We start from the raw sequence: 21,055 nt of genomic DNA on the forward strand, positions 1-21,055 counted from the left end.
CCCACGCAGAGCCTTCGTCGGCTAGCGTGTAGTCATGCCGAACATTGCACTGGACATCGGAAAGCAAGTCACCTCCTTCGGCGTGAAGAGCGCCTACGGCGAGCCGCAGGACGTCGATGGTGTGAGCATCACTCCCGTCGCGCTGACCTGGGCTGGTTTCGGCGGCGGCGCTGATCAGGACGACAACGGCGGCGGCGGTGGAGGCGGGGTATCCATTCCGCTCGGCGTATACGTCCGGCGTGAAGAGGGCCTCAGATTCGAGCCCAACATCGTTGCTCTGCTCGCTGTCGCGATCCCGTTCGTGTGCGTCGCCGGGCGTGCGCTCTCGCGCGTGATCCGTGCGCTCAAGAAGTAACGATCCGCTCGCACAAGCTCTGCAGCGCGGTGCGGCATCCGTCATCGACGCGGTCGTGGCAGTGGAGGCATCCAACCCGGTTGTGGTGATCGACGGGCGTGCTGGTGCGGGAAAGACGACCCTGTCACGGATGGTCGCTGCGAATTGGCCTGTGGCCGGACGACCTCAGCTGATCGCACTCGACTCGCTGTATCCAGGCTGGGACGGCCTCGACGCCGGCGCAGAGCGGGCACTGCACGATATTCTGCGACCTCATGCGCGGGGGCTGCTGAGCACCTGGCGGCGGTGGGACTGGGATCTCGAAGTCGAGGCGGAGGCGCATGCCGTCACCCCAGCTCTCGGTGTCATCCTCGAGGGCTGCGGAGCACTGACTCCGGCATCTGCGCGCTTGGCTGACGTGTGCGTGTGGGTCGAATCTCCCATGACATCACGTAAGCGCAGAGCGCTCGAGCGTGACGGAGATGGGTTCCGACCGCATTGGGAGCGGTGGGCGAAGCAAGAAGAGCGACACATCACCAGGGATTCGCCGCAGAAACTGGCGACCGTGACGGTCACTCTTCCGTAGTGGGCGGGGCACCGCCACTAGCGACCTAGGTCTATACCTGCATGGCGGTTGGCCGCCACCCATCGCCGACGAGGAGTTCGAGCCCGCATGACCAGATCCCATCACACCATTCGACGAGCCTGCGCAGCAGGTCTGGTCGCCGCAGTCCCCGGGACAGGGCTGCTCCTCACTCCCGTCGCGGCGTACGCTATGGCAGACGGCACGCCGACCGTACACTCCGTGAACGACGAGGCGACCCTCGTTGCCGCGATCAATCTGGGGAAGTAACGCCTTTGGGCAGCTCGGTGATGGCACGACGCCGAACGTCTCGACACCGCAAGCGGTAGCCTCGCCCGGCGACGTCGAGTTCGTCGCGCTGAGTGCGGGCACATTGCACTCGCTCGCGCTCGACGCGAACGGGAAGGCGTACAGCTGGGGTGATAATCGTTTCGGTGTGCTGGGCGATGGCACGGCTGTCCACCATTACACGCCGCAGCTCGTGCAGGGGCCGCAGCAGGTTGCTCACGTAACCGCTGTGAACTTCGGCGGAGAGCTCGGGTCAGCGCTGACGGACAACGGCGACGGCACCTACTCTACACGCGGCCTGCGCTGCCGATGTGAGCGTGGAATGGACTCTTGACGGGTCGCCTCAGACGCCGGTCAGCTACCCGGCGGGCTTCATGTTCACCGAGCTTCCCTCGGTCACTGACCCCGTGGATCTTTCGGGAACAGAAGGCGACACCGTGCAGTTCGAGGCGATCGCCGACGGCTGCCCTGCACCGGCCGCACTGACGTGGGAATTCTCCCGCGACGATGGTGCGACCTGGGAGCCGGTCACTGCGGACCCCACCGCAGACGAGACAGCGACGGGTCTGATGCTCAATGGCATCACACTCGCGCACGATGATCGGCAGTACCGGGCCATCGCAACGAACAGCGTCGGGTCGGTGCACAGCGCCTCCGCGACCCTGACAGTTGCGCGTGCAAGCACAGGTGGCGTGGAGAGCCCTGCCACGGGCGATAGCGCGCCCCCGAAAACTGAGATCGCGAAGACCGGAGGCTCCGACTCTTCGGCTGCGCTCGCTGTGGGGCTTGTCTTGCTCCTCGCGGGTGGGCTCAGCGTGCTCTGGATACGCGCGCGACGCAGGCACATCGCTGAGTAATAGCGTGTGATGCACGTAACGTGGGTGCGCCGGGGAAACTTCTGATTCCCCGGCGCACCTGTCTTCTGGCGTCTCAGCCGAGTTCGTCGGCGAGGGCGATCATGGTATCCAGCCGGAACCCGAGCCAGTGGAAGACGTGGAACCGAGAGTCATCTGTGTCTTCGAGGTCGGAGTCATCGGTGATGTGCAAGCGGCTCGCGATGATCAGCCGCAGAGCGGTCAGAGTGCGCAACCAGGCATCGATCTCGTGACTACTGACGACAACCTCGACCTCGGAGCGCTCGCCTTGCTCATCAGCGGGGTCGAGGAAAGGATCGAGGGCGCCGCGCACCAGCGCAGCATCGGCGGTGCGGCGGGCGAGCAGGTCATCGCGCGTCGCCATCGTGAACTCGACGGATGCCTCGGCATCCTCAGGGTACGGATTCGGGGTCAGGCGTGCGACGGCCGGATCACGCTCACTGTCTGTCGCCGTGATCACCTCGGTGAGCTGATCGACGAGGTCGGCGAGATTCACGATCTCTATCATCGCCAGAGGCATCCGGATTTCTGTCAGTGTCATTGCGGAGCCTTTCGGACCGTCGCCCACAGCCCGTAGTCGTGCATGGCCTGAGCGTGCAGCTCCATGGTCTCGCGGGGGCCGGTGGAGACGATGGCATGCCCTTCGTGATGGACGGCCAGCATGAGGGTGGTGGCGTGCTCGTGCGAGTACCCGAAGTAGGTGCGGAAGACACGGGTGACATAGCTCATGAGATTCACGGGGTCGTTCCACACGACGACCTGCCAGGGGTCGAGCGGTGCCGCGCTCAGATCGACCAACTCGTCGAGATCTGGGGTTGCAATCGGCGTGCTCATGCCCACCCCAACTCGTGCAGCTGCGCGTCGTCGATTCCGTAGAAGTGCGCGATCTCGTGAACGAGTGTCGTGTGCACTTCGTCGCGGAGCTCGTCCTCGTTGTCGCACTGCGCGAGGTGCGGCTCGCGGTAGATCACGATCCGGTCAGGAAGCTCGCCCATCCCGTACTGACCGCGCTCGGTCAGAGCCAGCCCGTCGTAAAGACCGAGCAGGTCCAGGCTGCCGTCCTCGGGACGCTTCTCGACGACGAAGATGACATTGTCGAGGCCATCGACCATCTCGTCGGGCAGCCGGTCGAGCTCGTCGATGACGAGTTCTTCGAAGGCCGCAGCATCCATGTCCATTGCTCACAAGCCTACGGCTCGCGGCAGTCAATTGATGAACAGCAGGAGGGCTGCGACGAGCAGGAAGAGCGCACCGAAGATGATGTTGAGGACGCGGATGCCGCCGCGTGATCGAGTCAGCGTTCGGAACGGTCTCGCGGCGGTCGCGAAGAAGCCCCACATGACGATCACATCGACCGTGACGACCGTTCCGATCAGGATGAGGTACTGGGGGAGTGCTGGTTCGTCGAGGCGGATGAACTGCGGCACGAAGGCGAGGAAGAACACAATCGCCTTCGGGTTCAGCACGTTCACCCAGAAGCCGCGTCGCATCATCGACAAGCGGCCTTCTCGATCGGGAGCAGCACCATCGGATGCCGCGGGTTCAGGCACGCGGGCGAAGATCATGCGGATGCCGAGATACGCGAGGTACGCGGCACCGGTGTACCTGACGATGTCGAACAGGAGCGGTGAGCGGGAGACCAGCAGGCCGACCCCCGCCGCGATGATGATGACGTGCACGATCAGCGCGAGCTGCTGACCGATCACTCCCCATACCGAGCGGCGCCAGCCCTGCGCGATCGCATTGGACATCGTGTTGATGGCGCCTGCGCCGGGGGTGAAGCTGATGACGGCGGATGCTGCGAGGAGGGAGAGCCAGACAGTCAGCGACACCAGGCAATTCTAGGGGTGGGATCGTATCGCCGCGACGAGCGTGAATGAGTGCCTAGCGCCGAAACGAGAACGAGGTGTGAACCCTGACTGGTTACACAGTCGAAGGTTCACACCTCGTATATCTGGGGTGGCTAACGGGGCTTGAACCCGCGACCCCCGCGACCACAACGCGGTGCTCTACCAGCTGAGCTATAGCCACCATGTGTCAGCCGGAGCAGACAACCCGTCTAGTCTATTACACCTCTGAAGCGAACGATGACACCGTGCGCTCGGAGATCGCACGCGCCTCGTCACTCGACGGCCCAGGTGCGTCGACGAAGACCGCCTCACGGTAGTACTGCATTTCTCGAATGGACTCGAGGATGTCTGCCAGAGCGCGGTGACCGCCGTTCTTCTCGGGTGCCTGGAAGAACACTCGCGGGTACCACCGGCGTGAGAGTTCTTTGACGCTGGAGACGTCGACGTTTCGGTAGTGCAGCCACTGGTCGATCTGCGGCATGTACTTTGCGAGGAACATGCGATCGGTGCCGATCGTGTTGCCTGCAAGAGGCGCCTTGCGTTCTTGAGGGACGAAGCGCTTGATGTACGCGAGCGTCTGCGCCTCAGCATCCGCGAGTGAAACGCCCGCGGGAATCTCTTCGATCAGGCCGGAGGTCTTGTGCATCTCGGTGACGAACTCGCCCATGTTCGCGAGTGCCTCGTTGCTGGGGTTGATGACGACCTGGAAACCGGGATCGACCGGTCGCAACTCGAAGTCGGTTATCACGACGGCGATCTCTACGAGCTCATCGATCGAAAGATCGAGTCCCGTCATCTCACAGTCGATCCAGACGAGTCGGTCGTTCTCAGACGCAGATACCATGTCCTCATTCTAATGAGCGTGCCGACATCGCACTGATATCGTGGAGGTATACGCCTTCGTAGCTCAGTGGAAGAGCAACGGCCTTCTAATCCGTCGGTCGCAGGTTCGAATCCTGCCGGGGGCACCTCATCCATTGCGCAGTGCACAGACCGCGTCGTCTGCGCACCAGAAATCACCGACCAGGCGAAATGTGCCCGTTGCGAGGTGAAGTCGCTCTGCACGATATTTGAGCCCCATCGGGTCGGAGACGATCCGCAGATGGCCGAGCACGCGGTCGTCATCGTTCTGCACTCGCCACAGATGGGCGGATGCCCGGATCAGCCGTTCACGGCTCGAAGTGAGGCGTGGCGTGGCATAGGGGAGTGCGGGCAGTAGTGCGTGCTGGGTCTGTGACATCAGATTCTCCTTTCGCCTCGACAGTACGACCGGCCACTGACATTGCACGGAGTGCTGCGGAAGTCTCCTTTTCTCCACTGATCGGGCATTCGTGCGAGTTCTCCACCGAACGTGGTTCTGGGCCGATCTCACTTGGTCCCTGAGGTGCACTCTGAGAGCACCCGGGCGAGCCCCGGCACCAAAAGGAGAAAAGATGAACGACACTGTGACAATTCTCGGTCGCGTGGGAGGCGATCCGAATCGCAGCCAGACCCCGGGCGGAGTTCCCGTGGTGAACTTTCGCGTCGCAAGTCCGCAGAGCCGCTACGACGCCAAGACGCAAAGCTGGATTGAAACTGGCACCAACTGGTACAACGTCTCGGCGTTCCGCCAGCTCGCCGAGCACGCGAAGGCGTCGCTGCGCACGGGCGATGGTGTGATCATCACCGGCAAGCTGCGACTCCGCGAATGGGAGAGCGGCGGAAAGAAGGGGATGAGCGCCGATATCGATGCCGAGACGATCGGCCACGATCTGCGCTGGGGCGCGAGCGCTTTCGCCAAGGCCCGTCCGGCTGGCGCAGCCTACGTGGCGCCGACTGAGGGTCGAGAAGCCGATGCCGCCCCTGCTGAGGACGAGATCCCTGATGGCGACGGAGCGGGCGCGGGATCGGACAGCTTCGCAGCCGAAGACGAATGGGCGGTACGCACATGAGGCCAGCGATGTGTCGCATGTCAACGCTGGGATGAGAAGAATCTGGCAGCGTTTGACGGGGTGCGCACATAGGATCGGAGCGTGCCCCGTCGACCTGCTCACTCACGTCCCTATGCCGTCGTCGCCGGAGTCTTGATCTCTCTGGGGCTCGCACTCACCGCGTGTGCGCCTGAACCGGCTCCAACGCCGACGCCGACAGCGGTGTCGACCGCGACGGCGGAACCCACGCCGGAGGGGCCGGTGTTCCATCCTGATGGGACAGCCGAAGACAATCTGCCCATTTTCGAGGCAGTCACCGCGCAGGTGTGGGCAGCATCAGGAAGCTCTTCTGGGCGTGCGTACATCGACGCGCTCGTCGCCGCCGGTTTCGATAAATCTGCGATGCAGGTCACCCAGGACCTCACGACAGTGGGGCACGCGGTAGAGAGCATGCAGTTCTCGGTGCGCTGGGGTGACGCGCAATGTCTGGTCGGACAGGTCGGGCCGTCGACCGGGAATCCGGTGACGATGGTGATGGATCAGCTCGCCGAAGGACGATGCCTCGTAGGCAGCACCAGGCCGATCGACTGGTGATCCGGAGCCGGTAGGCTGGAGTGTCGATCCTCGACGGCTAGCTAAGGAGCGTTTTTCGGTGGCTGAGTACATCTACTCGATGGTTCGTGCGCGCAAGGCGGTGGGCGAGAAGCTCATCCTCGATGACGTGACCATGTCGTTCCTTCCCGGAGCGAAGATCGGTATGGTCGGCCCGAACGGTGCCGGTAAGTCGACGATCCTCAAGATCATGGCAGGGCTTGATCAGCCCTCGAACGGCGAGGCGAAGCTCACGCCCGGCTTCACCGTCGGAATCCTCATGCAGGAGCCCGAGCTCGACGAGTCCAAGAATGTGCTGGAGAACATCCAAGAGGGTGTTGCGATCAAGGCGAAGCTGGACCGCTTCAACGAGATCTCTGCGCTGATGGCAGATCCGGATGCCGACTTCGACACCCTGCTCGCCGAGATGGGCGTGCTGCAGGAAGAGATCGACGCCGCAGACGGTTGGGACCTCGACTCCCAGCTCGAGCAGGCGATGGATGCACTGCGAACCCCGCCGGCCGACGCCGCGATCGCTCCGCTCTCCGGTGGAGAGAAGCGTCGTGTCGCACTGGCGAAGCTCCTGCTGCAGAAGCCGGACCTTCTTCTGCTCGACGAGCCCACCAACCACCTCGACGCCGAGAGCGTTCTCTGGCTCGAGCAGCACCTGCAGGCGTACAAGGGTGCCGTCATCGCCATCACGCACGACCGGTACTTCCTCGACAATGTCGCAGAGTGGATCGCTGAGGTCGACCGTGGGCGACTCATCGGCTACGAGGGCAACTACTCCACCTACCTCGAGAAGAAGGGCGAGCGTCTCGCCATCCAGGGCAAGAAGGACGCCAAGCTCGCCAAGCGCCTGAAGGATGAGCTCGAGTGGGTTCGCTCCAGCGCCAAGGGACGCCAGACCAAGTCGAAGGCTCGTCTGGCCCGTTACGAAGAGATGGCCACTGAGGCCGAGCGCACCAGGAAGCTGGACTTCGAAGAGATTCAGATTCCTGCCGGCCCTCGCCTGGGCAGCGTCGTGATCGAGGCCAAGAACTTGAAGAAGGGCTTCGGCGATCGTGTACTGATCGACGGCCTCAGCTTCAGCCTTCCGCCGAACGGCATCGTCGGGATCATCGGCGCCAACGGCGTGGGAAAGACCACGCTGTTCAAGACCATCGTCGGCCTCGAGCCGCTCGATAGCGGCGATCTCAAGATCGGTGAGACGGTCAAGATCAGCTACGTCGACCAGTCGCGTGCGAACATCGACCCGAACAAGAACCTGTGGGAGGTCGTCTCCGACGGGCTCGACTTCATCACGGTCGGCAAGACCGAGATCCCCTCTCGGGCATACGTCTCCAAGTTCGGATTCAAGGGCCCGGATCAGCAGAAGAAGGCCGGTGTCCTCTCCGGTGGTGAGCGCAACCGACTGAACCTCGCGCTGACGCTCAAGGAAGGCGGCAACCTTCTGCTCCTCGACGAGCCCACCAACGACCTCGACATCGAGACTTTGAGCTCGCTCGAGAACGCGCTACTCGAGTTCCCTGGTTGCGCTGTGGTCATCACGCACGACCGGTGGTTCCTTGACCGCATCGCGACTCATATCCTCGCCTACGAGGGCACGGACGAGAACCCTGCCAAGTGGCACTGGTTCGAGGGCAACTTCGAGTCCTACGAGCAGAACAAGATCGAGCGTCTCGGACCGGATGCTGCAAACCCGCACCGCTCCACGCACCGCAAGCTCACGCGTGACTGACGACTCGACAGGCACCGGAATGCGTCTGCATCTCCCCATCCACCTGCGATGGGGAGATCTGGACGCGTTCAACCACGTCAACAACACCTCGATGCTCAAGCTTCTCGAAGAGGCTCGCGTGCGCGCCTTCTGGAGGGCGGCACCGGGGGAGGATGCGCCCGCTACCGCAGTGCTGGATTCCGGGATCGACCAGGGAATCCTCACCCTCATCGCCCGCCAGGAGATCGAGTATCTCGCCCCTGTGCCGTACCAGCGTCGTCCGCTCGATGTGCAGATGTGGTTCGCGAAGATCGGCGGATCAAGCGTCGAAGTCTGCTATGAAGTCTTCAACGACCCCACGAACGCCGAGCGTGTGCTCTACGCGCGCTCAACCGCCATCGTCGTGCTCGTCGATGCCCAGACGGGGCGGCCGACCCGCGTGGCAGACGAGATGCGACAGGTGTGGGCGCCGTACCTCGGAGACCCCGTCACCTACGCGCATCGACGTTAGTCTGCTGCTCCCGGCGCGTCAGGCACGCGGATCATGATCTCCTGCGACACGCTCGCAGCCAGTACACCTTCACGCGTGTAGATCCGGCCGGTCGCCAGGCCTCGCCCACCGCGCGCATTCGCTGACTTCTGCACGTACAGCATCCACTCATCGACCCGCGCAGGACGGTGCCACCACATCGCGTGGTCGAGGCTTGCGACTTTCAGCCCCGGCGTCGACCAGGCGATGCCATGAGCACGCAGGATCGACTCCTGGATCGTCATATCGCTGAGGTAGGCCAACGCCGCGCGGTGCATCCGCGCGTCATCGGGCATGGGCGATCGCAGCCGCATCCAGATGGCCTGGTGCGGGCTGAGCTCGCCGTCGGCGACGAGATAGATCGGCGACTGGATGTGTCGAATGTCCGCCGGACGATTCTTGAGCCATCGTGCTTCGCCGTGGAGGAGCTCGTCGTCTGAGACGAGATCTTCCGGCGCAGGAATATCAGAGGGCATGGGCGCGGCGTGCTCGAGACCGGGTGCGTCATCCTGGAACGACGCGATCATCGAGAAGATCGGCACACCGTTCTGATAGGCCTGTGCGCGACGCGTGGAGAATGACCGGCCGTCGTGAATGCGGTCGACGGCGATAGTGACGCCCTGGGAGGAGTCCCCGGGACGCAGAAAGTAGCCGTGCATCGAATGCGCGGCGCGATCGGCAGGCATAGTGCGTTCCGCGGCCAGCAGCGACTGTCCGAGAACCTGTCCACCGTAGATCCGTCCGGTCGGCATGCCGTGCGAGCGACCCGTGAAGATGTCTTCAGTGGTCCTGGCCTGACTCTCATCAAGATCGAGAACGTCGAGGAGATGGTCGACGGCTGCTCGAGCCTGCGCATCGGCGCTCATGGCGCTCCCTTCCATGACGCCGATTGCGTCCTTGGTAGTTTAGAACGTGTGCAGCCACGCCTCGTTCTCTCTGACCCCGACACCGCGAAGGACGTCCTGACTTTTCTCGGTCGTGCGAACCAGATCTCGGATGACGGCATCCGGCTCCAAGCGTCCGGAGGCGTACTAGCGATGACCGCTGCCGCCCTCGCACCGCAGGGGCTCTTCGACCAGACGCCGTCCATCTTGGCGATGCGCATCGTCCACGCTGATCCCGAGCTGGAGTGCGACATCGTCGTCGATGAGCTCACGGCTGACCACGACGATGATCGCCAGCTGATCCTTCCCGAGACCGGGAGGTCTCCGGCGTGGGCAGGCGTCGCGCCCCCGCGCGGTGGCTGGGCGCAGAAGAGCGACCTCGAAGCTGCTGCGGTGGCCACTCGCGCGCAGTGGGGCATCTCTGCGGTGGCGCGCGGCGCGACACCGGGAGCAGGCGAAGAAGCCGTCCGTGCACTGCGGGCAGCTATCTGGGGCGAGCCTGACGAAGAGCTTGGCGAGCTTCCTCGGGGCATCGCGTTCGCCGCGCACGCTTTCGGGTTCATCTCTGGCGAGGAGCAGGTGCCGGTGACGGTCTCGGGGCGATGGACGCGCCTTGCCTTCCGCCGCGGACATGTGCTTTCGCGTGGTCCGGTCGCAAGCGGGCTGACGGCTGTGCGATCGACGGGTTCCTCCGCCGGCTGACCAGCAGGGTCAGCGTGCCGCAGCACGTCCGGCCTGTCGACCGGAGAACAGGCAGCCGCCGAGGAACGTTCCTTCCAAGGCCCGGTAGCCGTGCACTCCGCCGCCACCGAACCCGCTGGCCTCACCGGCCGCGAAGAGCCCAGGGATGACAGCGCCGGCAGCATCGAGAGCGCGTCCGTCCAGATCCGTCTTGATTCCGCCGAGAGATTTCCGAGTCAGCACGTGCAGCTTGACGGCCACCATCGGCCCCGCAGAGCGGTCCTGCAGCCTGTGCGGCGCCGCTGTGCGGATGAGCTTGTCCCCGCGATAAGAGCGCATGGAGCGCAGCATCCCGATCTGCGCGTCCTTGGAGAAATCATTATCGATCTCGCGGTCGCGAGCGGTGACCTCGCGGCGGACGTGCTCGATATCCAGCACATCGCCGCCAGGGTGCGCGCGCATCTGCTCGAGGAGCGATTCCAGATCGTCTTCGACGATGAAGTCGGCTCCCTCATCGAGGAACGACTGCACCGGTCCGGTCGGGCCCTTCGCCAGACGGGATCTCAGCAGTAGGCCGATGTCCTTTCCGGTGAGATCAGGGTTCTGCTCGCTGCCGGAGAGCGCGAACTCCTTCTCGATGATCTGGCGGGTCGTGATGAACCAGGAGTGGTCATGCCCTGTTGTCCGCAGATGCTCGAGCGTGCCGAGCGTGTCGAAACCAGGGAACAACGGCACAGGGAGCCGCTTGCCGGTCGCATCGAGCCACAGCGAGGACGGTCCGGGGAGGATGCGGATGCCGTGCATGGGCCACACCGAATCCCAGTTCTGAATGCCCTCGACGTAGTGCCACATCCGATCCCCATTGATCAGATGAGCGCCTGCGGTCTCTGCGACGGCATGCATCGAGCCGTCCACGTATGCGGGGACGCCGGAGAGCATGTGCGCAGGGGCCGTGCCGAGACGGGCGGGCCAGGAAGCGCGCACGAGGTCATGGTTTCCGCCGATCCCGCCTGAGGAGAGGATCGTCGCTCCAGCGGAGATCTCGAAGTCGCCGATGACCTCGCGCGAGGAGGAGACACCACGCTCGGCTGCGCTGTCGGTGAGCACATCGCCGCGTGCACCGACGATTGCGCGATCCGCGGTGAGGAGCTCGGTCACCCGGTGGCGGGGGAGGATCGTCACCGTTCCCGCATCTTCGGCGCGGTGAACGGCCTCATCGAACGGGGCGACGATCCCAGGGCCCGTACCCCATGTGATGTGGAATCGGGGCACGGAGTTGCCAGGGCCGATCGCGCCGTAGCCGCCGCGTTCTGCCCAGCCGACGACGGGGAAGAAGCCGACGCCTCGTTCGCGCAGCCAGGCGCGTTTCTCTCCCGCGGCGAACTGCAGGTATGCCTCGGCCCACCGGCGCGGCCACTCATCCTCGACACGGTCGAAGCCGGCGTTGCCGAACCAGTCCTGCGACGCGAGTTCGAGCGAATCCTTGATCCCCATCCGCCGTTGCTCCGGCGAGTCGATGAAGAACAGTCCGCCGAACGACCACCATGCCTGACCGCCGAGGTTCGAGCGTGGCTCCTGATCGACGATGATCACACGGCGACCCGCCGCTGCCGCCTCTGAAGCGGCGACGAGGCCTGCCAGACCCCATCCGATGACCAGGACATCTGCGGACAGGGGCGTGGGTGTCATGTGTTCTCCGTTGAATCCTCACTGGTGCTGCGCGGGGCGAGCATGGTGCGCGTTCCCGGGCTCGTCGCAGCCGAAGGCAGCGTATTCACCATGGCATATGCGGCGCGCTCGAGGTAGTCCCAGAACGTGGCGTCGTGGAGGGGGGACAGCTGGATCTCATCGAGAGAGGTGCGCATGCACCGCAACCAGCGATCGCGTGCGTCGGGATCGATGCGGAAAGGCTGGTGGCGCAGGCGCAGACGCGGATGGCCGCGCTTCTCGCTGTAGGTGGTCGGTCCGCCCCAGTACTGCGCGAGGAACATCGTGAATCGCTCAGCAGCAGGACCGAGGTCCTCTTCGGGGTACATCGGCTTCAGCACAGGGTCGAGAGCGACTTCGCGGTAGAAGCCGTCGACGATCCGCTCGATCGTGTCGTAGCCGCCGATCTCGTCGTAGAACGTCATCTGTCCTTCTCTGGTGGTTCGGGTGCCTGCTTCGGGCTCTTCTTGCGCCAGATGCCGCGTGCGGGTGCGGGAACACCTGTGACAGCGTTGGGTCTGGTCTTCGGAGGGTTCGCGCCGCGAACTCGGCGGGCGCCCTCGGAGCCGTTCGGCACGACAGATTCCAACGAGGGGATCTGGAGATCGAGCGCCTCGATCGCGCTCTTCAGACGCATGCGCAGTTCCTGGGCGGCGTCATCCATCGCCGTGGCACGTGTCTTCATCACGACACGGACGACGAGCGCTTCGCCGGTGATCGATTCCAAGCCCCACACCTCGGGCCGTTCGAGGATGCGGGTGCGCCACTTCGGATCCTTCGCGAGGCCCTGCGCTGCCTCGAGGAGTGCGGCTTCCACCTGCGACAGGTCGGCGTCGGCAGGCACGCCGATGTCGATGATGGCGCGTGCCCAGCCCTGCGACATATTGCCAATGCGGGTGACTTCGCCATTGCGCACGTACCAGAGCGTGCCGTTGACATCGCGAACGTGCGTGATGCGCACGGCGACATACTCGACCACTCCGGATGCCAGGCCCATGTCGACCATGTCGCCGATGCCGATCTGGTCCTCGGCGACGATGAAGAGACCGTTGAGCACATCCTTGACGATGTTCTGGGCACCGAATCCGAGCCCCGCGCCGATCGCTGCGGTCAGCAGCGTGAGAGATCCGACCAGGTTGGGTGCGAGCAGGTTCGTGATGAGCACGAGCGCCACGATCGCGACGGCGACATTGACGATGTTCTGCAGGATGCTGCCGAGCGTGCGGGTACGCTGCACGAGGCGCATATCAGCGAGAGGTGAGCGCTCGAAGGCCTGCGTGTCATCCACGTTCGCCTTCAGCTTCGCGCTGCTGACGATGCGAGTGACGACACGCCGGATGACCAGGCGCAGCACGAACGCGATGCCGATGCAGATCGCAATGATCAGGACGACCTTCAGGATGTTCTGCCCTGCTTCGAGCAGCCAGTGCATGAACGAGACCCACAGCGCGGCCAGGTCATTGAGGACGGGCGGTGGCTCAGGGGGTGCATCGAATGGAATGAACGGCACCCCCCGATCCTATCGATCAGATGTGCGCTTCAGGCTCCTCGCCATCGCGCGACTGCGCGTAGAGGGCACGCTCGACATCGGCAAGCTCCTCACCGACCAGGCGGCGCAGGGCGGGAGGCGCATCCTTGTTGTCGGCGAGCCATGCCCGGGTGGCATCACGCAGCTCGACGCTGCCGAGAGCGGTGGGATAGAGCCCGACGATGAGATAGTTCGCGATCTGATAGGTCCGCGAGTCCCAGACGTCGATGAGCATGTCGAAGTAGCTCTGCACGAACTCTCCGAGCACACCCACGCTGTTCGGGTGGACGAAACCGGCTGCAGCCGAGCGCACGATCGTGTTCGGCAGATCGGCGTTGTCGATGAGCGATGCCCAGGCTGCGCGCTTGTCTTCGATCGTCGGCAGTGCGGCACGAGCCTGGGCGGCGAACTCCGCGCCCTTCGACGTGTTGTCCGCAGCGAGAGCAGCAGCGATCGATGCGGCGTCGGTCGCGCCGATCGATGCGAGTCCCACCAGCAGCTGCCACGAAAGGTCAGCATCGATCTCGAGGCCGGGGAGGGCCTCTTCGCCGGAGCGGAGACGACCGATGATTCCCGCATGCTCGGAATTGACGAGCGATGAGGCGAAAGCGGTGACGAACTGCAGCTGGCTGTCACCGCCGGCCGGGGCGCTGTGCGCGAGGTCCCACAGCGCATCTGCGATCTTCAGGCGAGTTGCGTCGCGCTGTGCAGGGGTGACATAGAGCGTTGCGGCGGTGCGCAGCTGCGCCAGCGTCGTGCGGATGGTGGTCGACTCTGTCTCGCGACCGATGTTCCCGAGCACGAGGTCGATGTAGTCGGATGCTGCGCTCTCTGCGTCGCGCGTCTGATCCCACGCAGCGCCCCAGATGAGCGAGCGAGCGAGCGGGTCGGAGATGTCGCCGAGGTGTGCGATAGCCGTAGCGAGCGACCGCTCGTCGAGGCGGATCTTCGCGTAGGCGAGGTCGTTGTCGTTGAGCAGCACGAGATCAGGCCGCTTCTGTCCCTGGAGCTCCGGCACCTCTGTGCGGTCGCCGTCCACATCGATCTCGACGTAGTGCGAGCGCGTGAGAGTGCCGTCCTCGAGGTTGTAGAAGCCGATGCCGAGACGGTGCGGGCGGATGGTCGGATAGTCCGCAGGAGCCGTCTGGGTGATGGCGAATCGTGTGATGAGACCGTCGACGTCTTCAGCGATGACGGGGGAGAGCGTGTTGACTCCTGCTGTCTCCAGCCACTTCTTCGACCAGGTGCTGAGGTCACGACCGCTGCTCGCCTCGAGCTCGGTGAGCAGATCACTCAGCTCGGTGTTCCCCCAGGCGTGCTTCTGGAAGTACTGGCCGACGCCAGCGAAGAAGGCATCGATTCCGACCCAGGCAGCAAGCTGCTTGAGCACCGATCCGCCCTTGGCGTAGGTGATGCCATCGAAGTTCACCTGCACGTCTTCGAGATCATTGATCTCGGCCATGATCGGGTGCGTGGAGGGGAGCTGATCCTGGCGGTATGCCCAGGTCTTCTCCATGGCGTTGAACGTGGTCCATGCCTCGGTCCACTCCGTTGCCTCGGCGGTCGCGATGGTCGATGCCCATTCAGCGAACGACTCGTTCAACCAGAGATCGTTCCACCACTTCATGGTGACGAGATCGCCGAACCACATGTGCGCGAGCTCATGGAGGATCGTGACGACACGACGCTCCTTGACGGCGTCTGTCACCTTGCTGCGGAACACATAGGTCTCGGTGAAGGTGACCGCGCCCGCGTTCTCCATCGCTCCGGCGTTGAACTCCGGCACGAACAGCTGGTCGTACTTCGCGAACGGGTACGGCACGCCGAACTTCTGCTCGTAATAAGCGAAGCCCTCGCGGGTCTTGTCGAAGATGTAGTCAGCATCGAGGTGTGCCCACAGGCTCTTGCGCGCATAGACGCCGAGCGGGATCACTCGTCCATCCGCGCTGGTCAGCTCGGAGAACGTCGACTCGTACGGACCTGCCACAAGCGCGGTGATGTACGAGGAGATGCGCGGGGTGGGCTCGAAGCCCCACGTCGCCGTGCTGCTCTCATCGTGGTTGATCGGCTCGGGCGTGGGGGAGTTGGAGACGACCTTCCACGAGTCTGGCGCGGTGACGGTGAACTGGAAGGTGGCCTTCAGATCGGGCTGCTCGAACACCGCGAAGACGCGACGCGAATCAGGCACCTCGAACTGCGAGTACAGGTAGACCTCTTCGTCGACCGGGTCGACGAAGCGATGCAGACCTTCACCCGTGTTCGTGTAGAGGCAGTCCGCATCGACGACGAGGACGTTCTCCTCCTGCAGGCCCGTCAGGGCGATGCGAGAGTCGGCGAAGACCTCGACAGGGTCCAGCTGCTCTCCGTTGAGGGAGATCTCGCGTACGTCGCGCGCGATCAGATCGATGAAGGTGAAGCTGCCCGGCGTCGCGGTGAAGCGCACGACGCTTCGAGATCCGAAGACCTCGGCGCCCTTCGTCAGGTCGAGTGAGACCTCGTACGACTGCGTGTCGATGAGGGCACGGCGCTCCTGCGCTTCGATGCGGGTGAGGTTCTCTCCAGGCACAGCTTTTCTCCCAGGGGTTCGGGGTATCGCTTAGATCCGACGCGGCTGGCGCGGAAGGCAACCATGACAGCCTACGCCAGGACCCAGCTGATGCATCGCGATGAGATGGAAAGATGGAACCGTGACCACGAGTGACCAGATCATTGTTCCGTTCGCCTCTTCTGCCGCTGCCAGCGGAGCCGAGTACATCGAGACGCCGGTAGCGTATGACGCGCTCATCCTGGCGAGCTTCGGAGGCCCAGAGGGGCAGGATGATGTCATCCCGTTCCTGCGGAATGTGACGCGTGGGCGCGGCATCCCCGACGAACGCCTCGAAGAGGTCGCACATCACTACCGGCATTTCGGGGGTGTGAGCCCGATCAACGGGCAGAACCGCGAGTTGAAGGCGGCTCTCGAGGCAGAGCTCGCCTCGCGCGGCATGGACCTGCCGGTCTACTGGGGCAACCGCAACTGGGACCCCTACCTGCCGGATGCGTTCACGGCAGCCGCCGACGACGGACACCGCACCCTGCTCGTCTTGGCGACGAGCGCCTACAGCTCCTATTCCAGCGATCGCCAGTATCGCGAGGACATCGCTCGCGCGATCACCGAAGCCGGCCTCGAGGAACGCGTCACAGCCGACAAGATCAGACTGTTCTTCGACCACCCCGGTTTCGTCGCACCTTTCCAAGAGGGTGTGGATGCTGCGGTGCGGCAGTTCCTGGGCCAGGGCATCGCGGCATCCGACATTCATGTGCTCTTCTCGACGCACTCGATCCCCATCGCAGACGCCGAGCGTTCCGGTCCGCGTGATGTCGATTGGGGAGAGGGCGGCGCGTACGGTGCGCAGCACCGCGCGGTTGCCGAGCACATCATTGAGAAGCTCGGCGCCGTGACCGGCGGCGCAACGGTGCCGTGGCAGCTGGTGTTCCAGTCTCGCTCGGGCCCACCCACCCAGCCCTGGCTCGAGCCGGACATCAACGACGTGATCGCACAGCTGCCGGCTGCCGGTGCGAAGGCTGTCATCATCGTGCCGCTCGGATTCGTCAGCGACCACATGGAGGTTCTCTGGGATCTCGACACCGAGGCGATGGAGTCGGCACAGGAGGCGGGGCTCCCCGCAGTGCGCACGCCGACCCCCGGCATCCATCCGGCATTCGTCGCTGGCCTTATCGATCTGGTGATCGAGCGCATCGAGGGCACGCCGGCCGATGATCGTCCGCATGTGACCGACCTCGGTCCTTGGTACGACGTGTCGCGACCTGGGGACTGCGAGAACGTCAGACTCGGGTTCAAACCGGCCGCTGCCGGGATAGCGCCATGACCGACGTGCGACGCTTCTAGGATGGTGACCATGCGCATCCACATCGCCACAGATCACGCGGGGCTCGAGTTCTCCACGCAGCTCCAGAACCACCTGAGCGCTCTCGGACACGAAGTCATCGACCACGGTCCAGTCGAGTACGACGCTCTCGACGACTACCCGGCATTCTGCATCCGTGCGGCGCAGGCTGTCGTGGCGGACCAGGCGAAGGGCATCGACACACTGGGCATCGTCTTCGGTGGCTCAGGTAACGGCGAGCAGATCGCAGCGAACAAGGTGCAGGGCATCAGAGCAGCTCTTGTGTGGAACCTGTCCACTGCAGAGCTCGCCCGCCAGCACAACGATGCGAATGTGATCTCGATCGGTGCGCGCCAGCATACGTTCGAAGAGGTCGTCGCGTTCATCGAGCGCTTCATCGAGACACCCTTCTCCGATGAAGAACGGCACGTCCGTCGCATCGGTCAGATCGCTGACTTCGAGCGCGACGGTACGCTCCTCCCCGACCCCAGGGTCTGACGTGCCTGAGGGACACTCCGTACACCGGATCGCCCGGCAGTTCGAACGCAACTTCATCGGCAAGACTCTGCATGCGTCCAGCCCGCAGGGCCGCTTCGTCGAGGGCGCCGAGGTACTGAACGGCCGTGAGGCCATCGGCGTCAAAGCCGTCGGCAAGCAGATGTTCCTCGAGGCCGAAGGTGACCTGTGGCTGCGCGTCCACCTCGGTCTGTACGGCGCATGGGATTTCGCCGGTGAGATTCTGCTGGATCCGACCATTGCCTCGGCGAACGGCCGGATGGGACAGACCAACCAGCGCGGCACCGATCTGGATGCGCCGATCCTCGATGATGCCGGAGAGAACTCGCTGGCATCGATCGGCGCACCGCGTCGTGCACGCGTGCACGTGCGCATGTCGGAGCAGACCAAGGGCCTCGCCGACGAGGGAGCGCAATGGCCGCCACCGATCGTGGGGCAGGTGCGCCTTCGTCTCATGACCGATATCACCGTCGCAGACCTGCGCGGACCCACTGCGTGCGTGCTGCAGACACCGAACGAGATGCTCGCCACGGTTGCCAAGCTCGGGCCTGATCCGCTGGTCGGGGATCCCGCGGAGAACGAGGAGCGCTTCGTCCGCGTCGTACGCAAGAAGGGCACGGCGATCGCGCTGCTGCTCATGGATCAGTCCGTCGTCAGCGGCATCGGAAACGTGTACCGTGCCGAGATGCTCTACCGGGCGCGGCTCAACCCGCACACGCGTGGCAAGGACGTGCCGGAGGAGATCGTGCGGGAACTCTGGCGCGACTGGGCCCGTCTGCTGCCGATCGGGGTCGAGACCGGGCAGATGATGACGATGGATGATCTGTCACCCGACGACTACCGTGCCGCGATGGCGAGTCGCGATGATCGGCACTGGGTCTACCACCGTGCGGGACTACCGTGTCGTACCTGCGGCACCGAGATCGTCCTGGAAGAGATCGGTGCACGCAAGCTGTACTGGTGCCCGAAATGTCAGGCGTGATGACGGGGTACCGGCCTTAGGCTGAGATCATGCGCCAGAACCCGAGTTTTGCGATGACCGATATCGCCGAGTTGCGTCGCGTGATCGCGGGCAATCCGTGGGCGACACTGGTCGGACGCGATGCCAACGGAATGACCGCATCGCACTATCCGATCCTGCTGGATCCGGATCGTGACGACCTCACGGTCGTCGGCCATGTCGGCCGCCCTGACGACCTCGTGCTGGGCCTCGGGGAGCCCAAGCAGGAGCTGCTGATGATCTTCCAGGGCCCGCACGGGTACATCTCCCCGGGGTGGTACGGCGATGTCCCCGCGGTTCCGACGTGGAACTACATCGCGGTGCATCTCTCGGGGGTCCCCGAGATCCTTGGTACTCAGGCGAATCTGAAAGTGCTCGATGACCTCGTCGAGCACTTCGAGCGCCGCTTTCCTTCGCCACGCGGGATGTGGACGCCGCCGAACGATACGGCATTCATCTCGCGCCTCGAGGCGGGGACGACCGGCTTCCGTCTGACGCCGACGCGCGTGACGGCCAAGCGCAAGCTGAGCCAGAACAAGTCCGATGACATCATCGAGAACGTGATCCTCGAGCTCTCCGGGGACGAGGCTTACCCGAACCCGGCACTCGTCGCCGAGATGCAGCGCGCGCATGACGCACGGCTGGCCGCACGAGGTGCCGAGGCGCCACGCACGTGACGTCGATCGATGAGAGTGTGGCGGCGATCCGCCAGGTGAGGATCGCCGGCCCCGGTCGTGAGTACCTCATGGATGACGAGCCGGTCGACATCCACATCGATGCGGGTCAGATCGTCGATATCGCCCCTTCGGGTGCTCTGCCGGTCCGGGGCCAGGCGATCGATGCGCATGGTGCGTGGGTCGTGCCGGGGCTGTGGGACAGCCACGTCCATACAGTCCAGTGGGCGCTGGTATCCGAGCGGGTCGCGCTCCACGATGCAACATCCGCGCGGGAAGCAGCAGCACTGATGGCGGCATCCGCGTATTTCGTCGACGGCCGTCGTATCGGCACCGGATTTCGCGACGCGCTCTGGGGTGATTCGCCATCGGTCGAGATTCTGGATGCTGCGACCGGCGACGTTCCGACGTACCTGATCAACGCGGATGTGCACAGCGCCTGGTTGAACTCCGCTGCCCTCCGACGTGAAGGATTCGTCACGCCGGATGGAGTGCTCCGCGAAGAGGATGCTTTCGAGATCTCGAAACGCCTGAACGCGGTAGAGCCGCTGCACAGTGACGCCGCAGTGAAGACGGCGGGACGCGCGGCGGCAGCACGCGGCGTGACGGGAATCGTCGATTTCGACATGGCCTGGAACGCTGACGCCTGGGTGAGACGGGCCGACTCCGGCTTCCGCTCTCAGCGCATCGAGTTCGCCGTCTACCCCGCGGACCTGGAGCGCGCCATTGCGGCGGGTCTGCGCACGGGAGACTCGCTCGACGGGACAAATGGGCTCGTGCACGTCGGCGCGCTGAAGGTCATCACCGATGGATCCCTCGGCACGCGCACGGCAGCATGCACGCATGCTTACCCCGGTGATGAGTCCGATCGCGGAGTCCTCAACGTCTCGCCGTCCGAACTCATTCAGCTGCTGACCCGGTCGACGGGGGCGGGCTTCGCCGCAGCGGTGCACGCGATCGGCGATCGGGCGGTATCGTTCGCTCTGGATGCGGTGACGGTGACGGGTGCACGCGGAACGATCGAGCACGCGCAGCTCGTGCGTCATGCTGACATCGCCCGTATCGCGCGCCTCGGTCTTGCCGCGAGCATTCAGCCTCAGCACGCTCTGGATGACCGAGATCTCGTCGACGGATACTGGGCGGATCAGACCGCAGTGGGCTACCCGATGGCCGCTCTCGCGCGCGCAGGCGTCGAGCTTCGGCTGGGGTCGGATGCTCCGGTGGCACCGCTTGACCCGTGGCAGGCGATCTCGGCCGCCGTGCACCGCACAGATGGCGACCATGCTCCCTGGCATCCCGAAGAGCGGTTGAGCGTCGACGAAGCACTTTCGGCGAGCGTCCGAAGCGAGGTGCGTCCGGGGGACCGCGCAGATCTCGTCATCTGCTCGGCCGACCCGCGTACGGCTTCAGCTGCGACTCTGCGTCGGATGCCTGTTCTCGCTACGCTGCTCGACGGACGTGTGACGCACCTGGAGTGACCCGCAGTCGGTGTGGGTTC

Annotated in this window: 26 protein-coding genes and 2 tRNA genes; 16 read left to right on the top strand and 12 right to left on the bottom strand. The window is 64.4% G+C overall.

The annotated features are described in order from the left end of the window. Window positions 1–34: 34 nt before the first annotated feature. The 5 genes from ACTU6V_RS12015 to ACTU6V_RS12035 all read left to right on the top strand — a co-directional run bounded on the left by ACTU6V_RS12015 (window position 35) and on the right by ACTU6V_RS12035 (window position 2,062). Window positions 35–355: a hypothetical protein gene (locus tag ACTU6V_RS12015; RefSeq protein WP_417511611.1), complete on the top strand. Its 321-nt coding sequence runs from the start codon at window positions 35–37 to the stop codon at window positions 353–355. Further along, a complete protein-coding gene (locus tag ACTU6V_RS12020; protein ID WP_443469250.1) occupies window positions 339–920 on the top strand; it encodes a nucleoside/nucleotide kinase family protein in 582 nt (193 codons plus the stop codon). Before ACTU6V_RS12015 ends, ACTU6V_RS12020 begins: the two co-directional genes overlap by 17 nt. 87 nt (window positions 921–1,007) lie before the next feature. Further along, entirely contained in the window at window positions 1,008–1,187 is a 180-nt protein-coding gene (locus tag ACTU6V_RS12025; protein WP_443469249.1) for a hypothetical protein, read from the top strand. Further along, window positions 1,162–1,539 carry an RCC1 domain-containing protein gene (locus ACTU6V_RS12030; protein ID WP_443475676.1) on the top strand — a complete coding sequence of 126 codons (378 nt, stop codon included), beginning with the start codon at window positions 1,162–1,164 and terminating at the stop codon, window positions 1,537–1,539. Before ACTU6V_RS12025 ends, ACTU6V_RS12030 begins: the two co-directional genes overlap by 26 nt. Continuing rightward, the gene (locus ACTU6V_RS12035) at window positions 1,517–2,062 is read left to right on the top strand and encodes an LPXTG cell wall anchor domain-containing protein (RefSeq protein WP_443475677.1); all 546 of its coding nucleotides are present in this window, start codon (window positions 1,517–1,519) and stop codon (window positions 2,060–2,062) included. The genes ACTU6V_RS12030 and ACTU6V_RS12035 overlap by 23 nt, the downstream gene beginning before the upstream one ends. A gap of 73 nt (window positions 2,063–2,135) precedes the next feature. On the opposite strand, the gene ACTU6V_RS12040 is transcribed toward ACTU6V_RS12035, so the two are convergent. The 6 genes from ACTU6V_RS12040 to orn all read right to left on the bottom strand — a co-directional run bounded on the left by ACTU6V_RS12040 (window position 2,136) and on the right by orn (window position 4,774). Then, entirely contained in the window at window positions 2,136–2,621 is a 486-nt protein-coding gene (locus ACTU6V_RS12040) for a DUF2017 family protein (protein WP_443469247.1), read from the bottom strand. Beyond that, window positions 2,618–2,914 (bottom strand): ATP-dependent Clp protease adapter ClpS, encoded by a 297-nt coding sequence (gene clpS / locus ACTU6V_RS12045; protein WP_443469246.1) that lies wholly within the window; start codon window positions 2,912–2,914, stop codon window positions 2,618–2,620. The genes ACTU6V_RS12040 and clpS overlap by 4 nt, the downstream gene beginning before the upstream one ends. Further along, complete coding sequence (locus ACTU6V_RS12050; protein ID WP_443469245.1) at window positions 2,911–3,258, bottom strand: metallopeptidase family protein; 348 nt, start codon at window positions 3,256–3,258, stop codon at window positions 2,911–2,913. The genes clpS and ACTU6V_RS12050 overlap by 4 nt, the downstream gene beginning before the upstream one ends. A 27-nt stretch (window positions 3,259–3,285) precedes the next feature. Continuing rightward, window positions 3,286–3,912: a LysE family translocator gene (locus tag ACTU6V_RS12055; protein ID WP_443469244.1), complete on the bottom strand. Its 627-nt coding sequence runs from the start codon at window positions 3,910–3,912 to the stop codon at window positions 3,286–3,288. 123 nt (window positions 3,913–4,035) lie between these two features. Then, window positions 4,036–4,111, bottom strand: a tRNA-His gene (locus ACTU6V_RS12060). Between the two features lie 36 nt (window positions 4,112–4,147). Beyond that, complete coding sequence (gene orn / locus ACTU6V_RS12065) at window positions 4,148–4,774, bottom strand: oligoribonuclease (protein ID WP_443469243.1); 627 nt, start codon at window positions 4,772–4,774, stop codon at window positions 4,148–4,150. Between the two features lie 52 nt (window positions 4,775–4,826). Between orn and ACTU6V_RS12070 the strand changes: the two genes are divergently transcribed. Then, window positions 4,827–4,898 (top strand) — tRNA-Arg (locus tag ACTU6V_RS12070). Window positions 4,899–4,900: 2 nt separating this feature from the next. On the opposite strand, the gene ACTU6V_RS12075 is transcribed toward ACTU6V_RS12070, so the two are convergent. Next, entirely contained in the window at window positions 4,901–5,170 is a 270-nt protein-coding gene (locus ACTU6V_RS12075) for a hypothetical protein (protein ID WP_443468416.1), read from the bottom strand. 193 nt (window positions 5,171–5,363) lie between these two features. On the opposite strand from ACTU6V_RS12075, the gene ACTU6V_RS12080 reads away from it, so the two are divergent. The 4 genes from ACTU6V_RS12080 (at window position 5,364) to ACTU6V_RS12095 (ending at window position 8,662) form a co-directional block, all read left to right on the top strand. Beyond that, window positions 5,364–5,861, top strand: a complete 498-nt coding sequence (locus ACTU6V_RS12080) for a single-stranded DNA-binding protein (protein WP_443468415.1) — start codon at window positions 5,364–5,366, stop codon at window positions 5,859–5,861. A gap of 81 nt (window positions 5,862–5,942) precedes the next feature. Then, on the top strand, window positions 5,943–6,434 hold the full coding sequence (locus ACTU6V_RS12085; RefSeq protein WP_443468414.1) for a DUF6993 domain-containing protein: 492 nt from the start codon (window positions 5,943–5,945) through the stop codon (window positions 6,432–6,434). A 58-nt stretch (window positions 6,435–6,492) separates the two neighbouring features. Then, window positions 6,493–8,172 (top strand): energy-dependent translational throttle protein EttA, encoded by a 1,680-nt coding sequence (ettA, locus tag ACTU6V_RS12090; RefSeq protein ID WP_417511630.1) that lies wholly within the window; start codon window positions 6,493–6,495, stop codon window positions 8,170–8,172. 19 nt (window positions 8,173–8,191) lie between these two features. Then, window positions 8,192–8,662 (top strand): acyl-CoA thioesterase, encoded by a 471-nt coding sequence (locus ACTU6V_RS12095; protein ID WP_443468439.1) that lies wholly within the window; start codon window positions 8,192–8,194, stop codon window positions 8,660–8,662. On the opposite strand, the gene ACTU6V_RS12100 is transcribed toward ACTU6V_RS12095, so the two are convergent. Then, window positions 8,659–9,546: an acyl-CoA thioesterase gene (locus tag ACTU6V_RS12100; protein ID WP_443468413.1), complete on the bottom strand. Its 888-nt coding sequence runs from the start codon at window positions 9,544–9,546 to the stop codon at window positions 8,659–8,661. The genes ACTU6V_RS12095 and ACTU6V_RS12100 overlap by 4 nt on opposite strands. A 48-nt stretch (window positions 9,547–9,594) precedes the next feature. Between ACTU6V_RS12100 and ACTU6V_RS12105 the strand changes: the two genes are divergently transcribed. Continuing rightward, complete coding sequence (locus tag ACTU6V_RS12105) at window positions 9,595–10,266, top strand: DUF8185 domain-containing protein (protein WP_443468412.1); 672 nt, start codon at window positions 9,595–9,597, stop codon at window positions 10,264–10,266. Between the two features lie 9 nt (window positions 10,267–10,275). Here ACTU6V_RS12105 and ACTU6V_RS12110 read toward each other — a convergent pair whose 3' ends face one another. The 4 genes from ACTU6V_RS12110 to pepN are packed head-to-tail and all read right to left on the bottom strand — an operon-like array spanning window position 10,276 to window position 16,046. Further along, window positions 10,276–11,934 (bottom strand): FAD-binding dehydrogenase, encoded by a 1,659-nt coding sequence (locus ACTU6V_RS12110; protein ID WP_443475678.1) that lies wholly within the window; start codon window positions 11,932–11,934, stop codon window positions 10,276–10,278. After that, window positions 11,931–12,377 carry a globin gene (locus ACTU6V_RS12115; RefSeq protein ID WP_443468410.1) on the bottom strand — a complete coding sequence of 149 codons (447 nt, stop codon included), beginning with the start codon at window positions 12,375–12,377 and terminating at the stop codon, window positions 11,931–11,933. Before ACTU6V_RS12115 ends, ACTU6V_RS12110 begins: the two co-directional genes overlap by 4 nt. Further along, window positions 12,374–13,453: a mechanosensitive ion channel family protein gene (locus ACTU6V_RS12120; RefSeq protein ID WP_443475733.1), complete on the bottom strand. Its 1,080-nt coding sequence runs from the start codon at window positions 13,451–13,453 to the stop codon at window positions 12,374–12,376. Before ACTU6V_RS12120 ends, ACTU6V_RS12115 begins: the two co-directional genes overlap by 4 nt. 25 nt (window positions 13,454–13,478) lie before the next feature. Next, complete coding sequence (gene pepN, locus ACTU6V_RS12125) at window positions 13,479–16,046, bottom strand: aminopeptidase N (protein WP_443475679.1); 2,568 nt, start codon at window positions 16,044–16,046, stop codon at window positions 13,479–13,481. Between the two features lie 100 nt (window positions 16,047–16,146). Between pepN and ACTU6V_RS12130 the strand changes: the two genes are divergently transcribed. From ACTU6V_RS12130 to ACTU6V_RS12150, 5 genes are read left to right on the top strand one after another with little or no spacing between them, the layout of a single operon-like run. Beyond that, on the top strand, window positions 16,147–17,349 hold the full coding sequence (locus ACTU6V_RS12130; protein ID WP_443468407.1) for a ferrochelatase: 1,203 nt from the start codon (window positions 16,147–16,149) through the stop codon (window positions 17,347–17,349). Between the two features lie 30 nt (window positions 17,350–17,379). After that, window positions 17,380–17,865: a ribose-5-phosphate isomerase gene (locus ACTU6V_RS12135; protein WP_443468406.1), complete on the top strand. Its 486-nt coding sequence runs from the start codon at window positions 17,380–17,382 to the stop codon at window positions 17,863–17,865. A gap of 1 nt (window position 17,866) precedes the next feature. Continuing rightward, entirely contained in the window at window positions 17,867–18,865 is a 999-nt protein-coding gene (locus tag ACTU6V_RS12140) for an Fpg/Nei family DNA glycosylase (protein WP_443468405.1), read from the top strand. A gap of 29 nt (window positions 18,866–18,894) precedes the next feature. Then, window positions 18,895–19,560 (top strand): FMN-binding negative transcriptional regulator, encoded by a 666-nt coding sequence (locus ACTU6V_RS12145; protein ID WP_443468404.1) that lies wholly within the window; start codon window positions 18,895–18,897, stop codon window positions 19,558–19,560. After that, entirely contained in the window at window positions 19,557–21,035 is a 1,479-nt protein-coding gene (locus tag ACTU6V_RS12150) for an amidohydrolase (RefSeq protein WP_443475680.1), read from the top strand. The genes ACTU6V_RS12145 and ACTU6V_RS12150 overlap by 4 nt, the downstream gene beginning before the upstream one ends. Window positions 21,036–21,055 lie beyond the last annotated feature (20 nt).

The organism is Microbacterium zouquanmingi (assembly GCF_052266675.1).
Taxonomy (GTDB): domain Bacteria; phylum Actinomycetota; class Actinomycetes; order Actinomycetales; family Microbacteriaceae; genus Microbacterium.

Excerpts from the sequence above, each read along its gene's own strand:
- ACTU6V_RS12135 (WP_443468406.1), top strand. The coding sequence starts at position 17,380 with ATGCGCATCCACATCGCCACAGATCACGCGGGGCTCGAGTTCTCCACG.
- ACTU6V_RS12115 (WP_443468410.1), bottom strand. The coding sequence starts at position 12,377 with ATGACGTTCTACGACGAGATCGGCGGCTACGACACGATCGAGCGGATC.
- ACTU6V_RS12050 (WP_443469245.1), bottom strand. The coding sequence starts at position 3,258 with ATGGACATGGATGCTGCGGCCTTCGAAGAACTCGTCATCGACGAGCTC.
- ACTU6V_RS12040 (WP_443469247.1), bottom strand. The coding sequence starts at position 2,621 with ATGACACTGACAGAAATCCGGATGCCTCTGGCGATGATAGAGATCGTG.
- ACTU6V_RS12130 (WP_443468407.1), top strand. The coding sequence starts at position 16,147 with ATGAGATGGAAAGATGGAACCGTGACCACGAGTGACCAGATCATTGTT.
- ACTU6V_RS12015 (WP_417511611.1), top strand. The coding sequence starts at position 35 with ATGCCGAACATTGCACTGGACATCGGAAAGCAAGTCACCTCCTTCGGC.
- ACTU6V_RS12025 (WP_443469249.1), top strand. The coding sequence starts at position 1,008 with ATGACCAGATCCCATCACACCATTCGACGAGCCTGCGCAGCAGGTCTG.
- orn (WP_443469243.1), bottom strand. The coding sequence starts at position 4,774 with ATGGTATCTGCGTCTGAGAACGACCGACTCGTCTGGATCGACTGTGAG.
- ACTU6V_RS12100 (WP_443468413.1), bottom strand. The coding sequence starts at position 9,546 with ATGAGCGCCGATGCGCAGGCTCGAGCAGCCGTCGACCATCTCCTCGAC.
- clpS (WP_443469246.1), bottom strand. The coding sequence starts at position 2,914 with ATGAGCACGCCGATTGCAACCCCAGATCTCGACGAGTTGGTCGATCTG.
- ACTU6V_RS12080 (WP_443468415.1), top strand. The coding sequence starts at position 5,364 with ATGAACGACACTGTGACAATTCTCGGTCGCGTGGGAGGCGATCCGAAT.
- ACTU6V_RS12095 (WP_443468439.1), top strand. The coding sequence starts at position 8,192 with ATGCGTCTGCATCTCCCCATCCACCTGCGATGGGGAGATCTGGACGCG.
- ACTU6V_RS12110 (WP_443475678.1), bottom strand. The coding sequence starts at position 11,934 with ATGACACCCACGCCCCTGTCCGCAGATGTCCTGGTCATCGGATGGGGT.
- ACTU6V_RS12145 (WP_443468404.1), top strand. The coding sequence starts at position 18,895 with ATGCGCCAGAACCCGAGTTTTGCGATGACCGATATCGCCGAGTTGCGT.
- ACTU6V_RS12075 (WP_443468416.1), bottom strand. The coding sequence starts at position 5,170 with ATGTCACAGACCCAGCACGCACTACTGCCCGCACTCCCCTATGCCACG.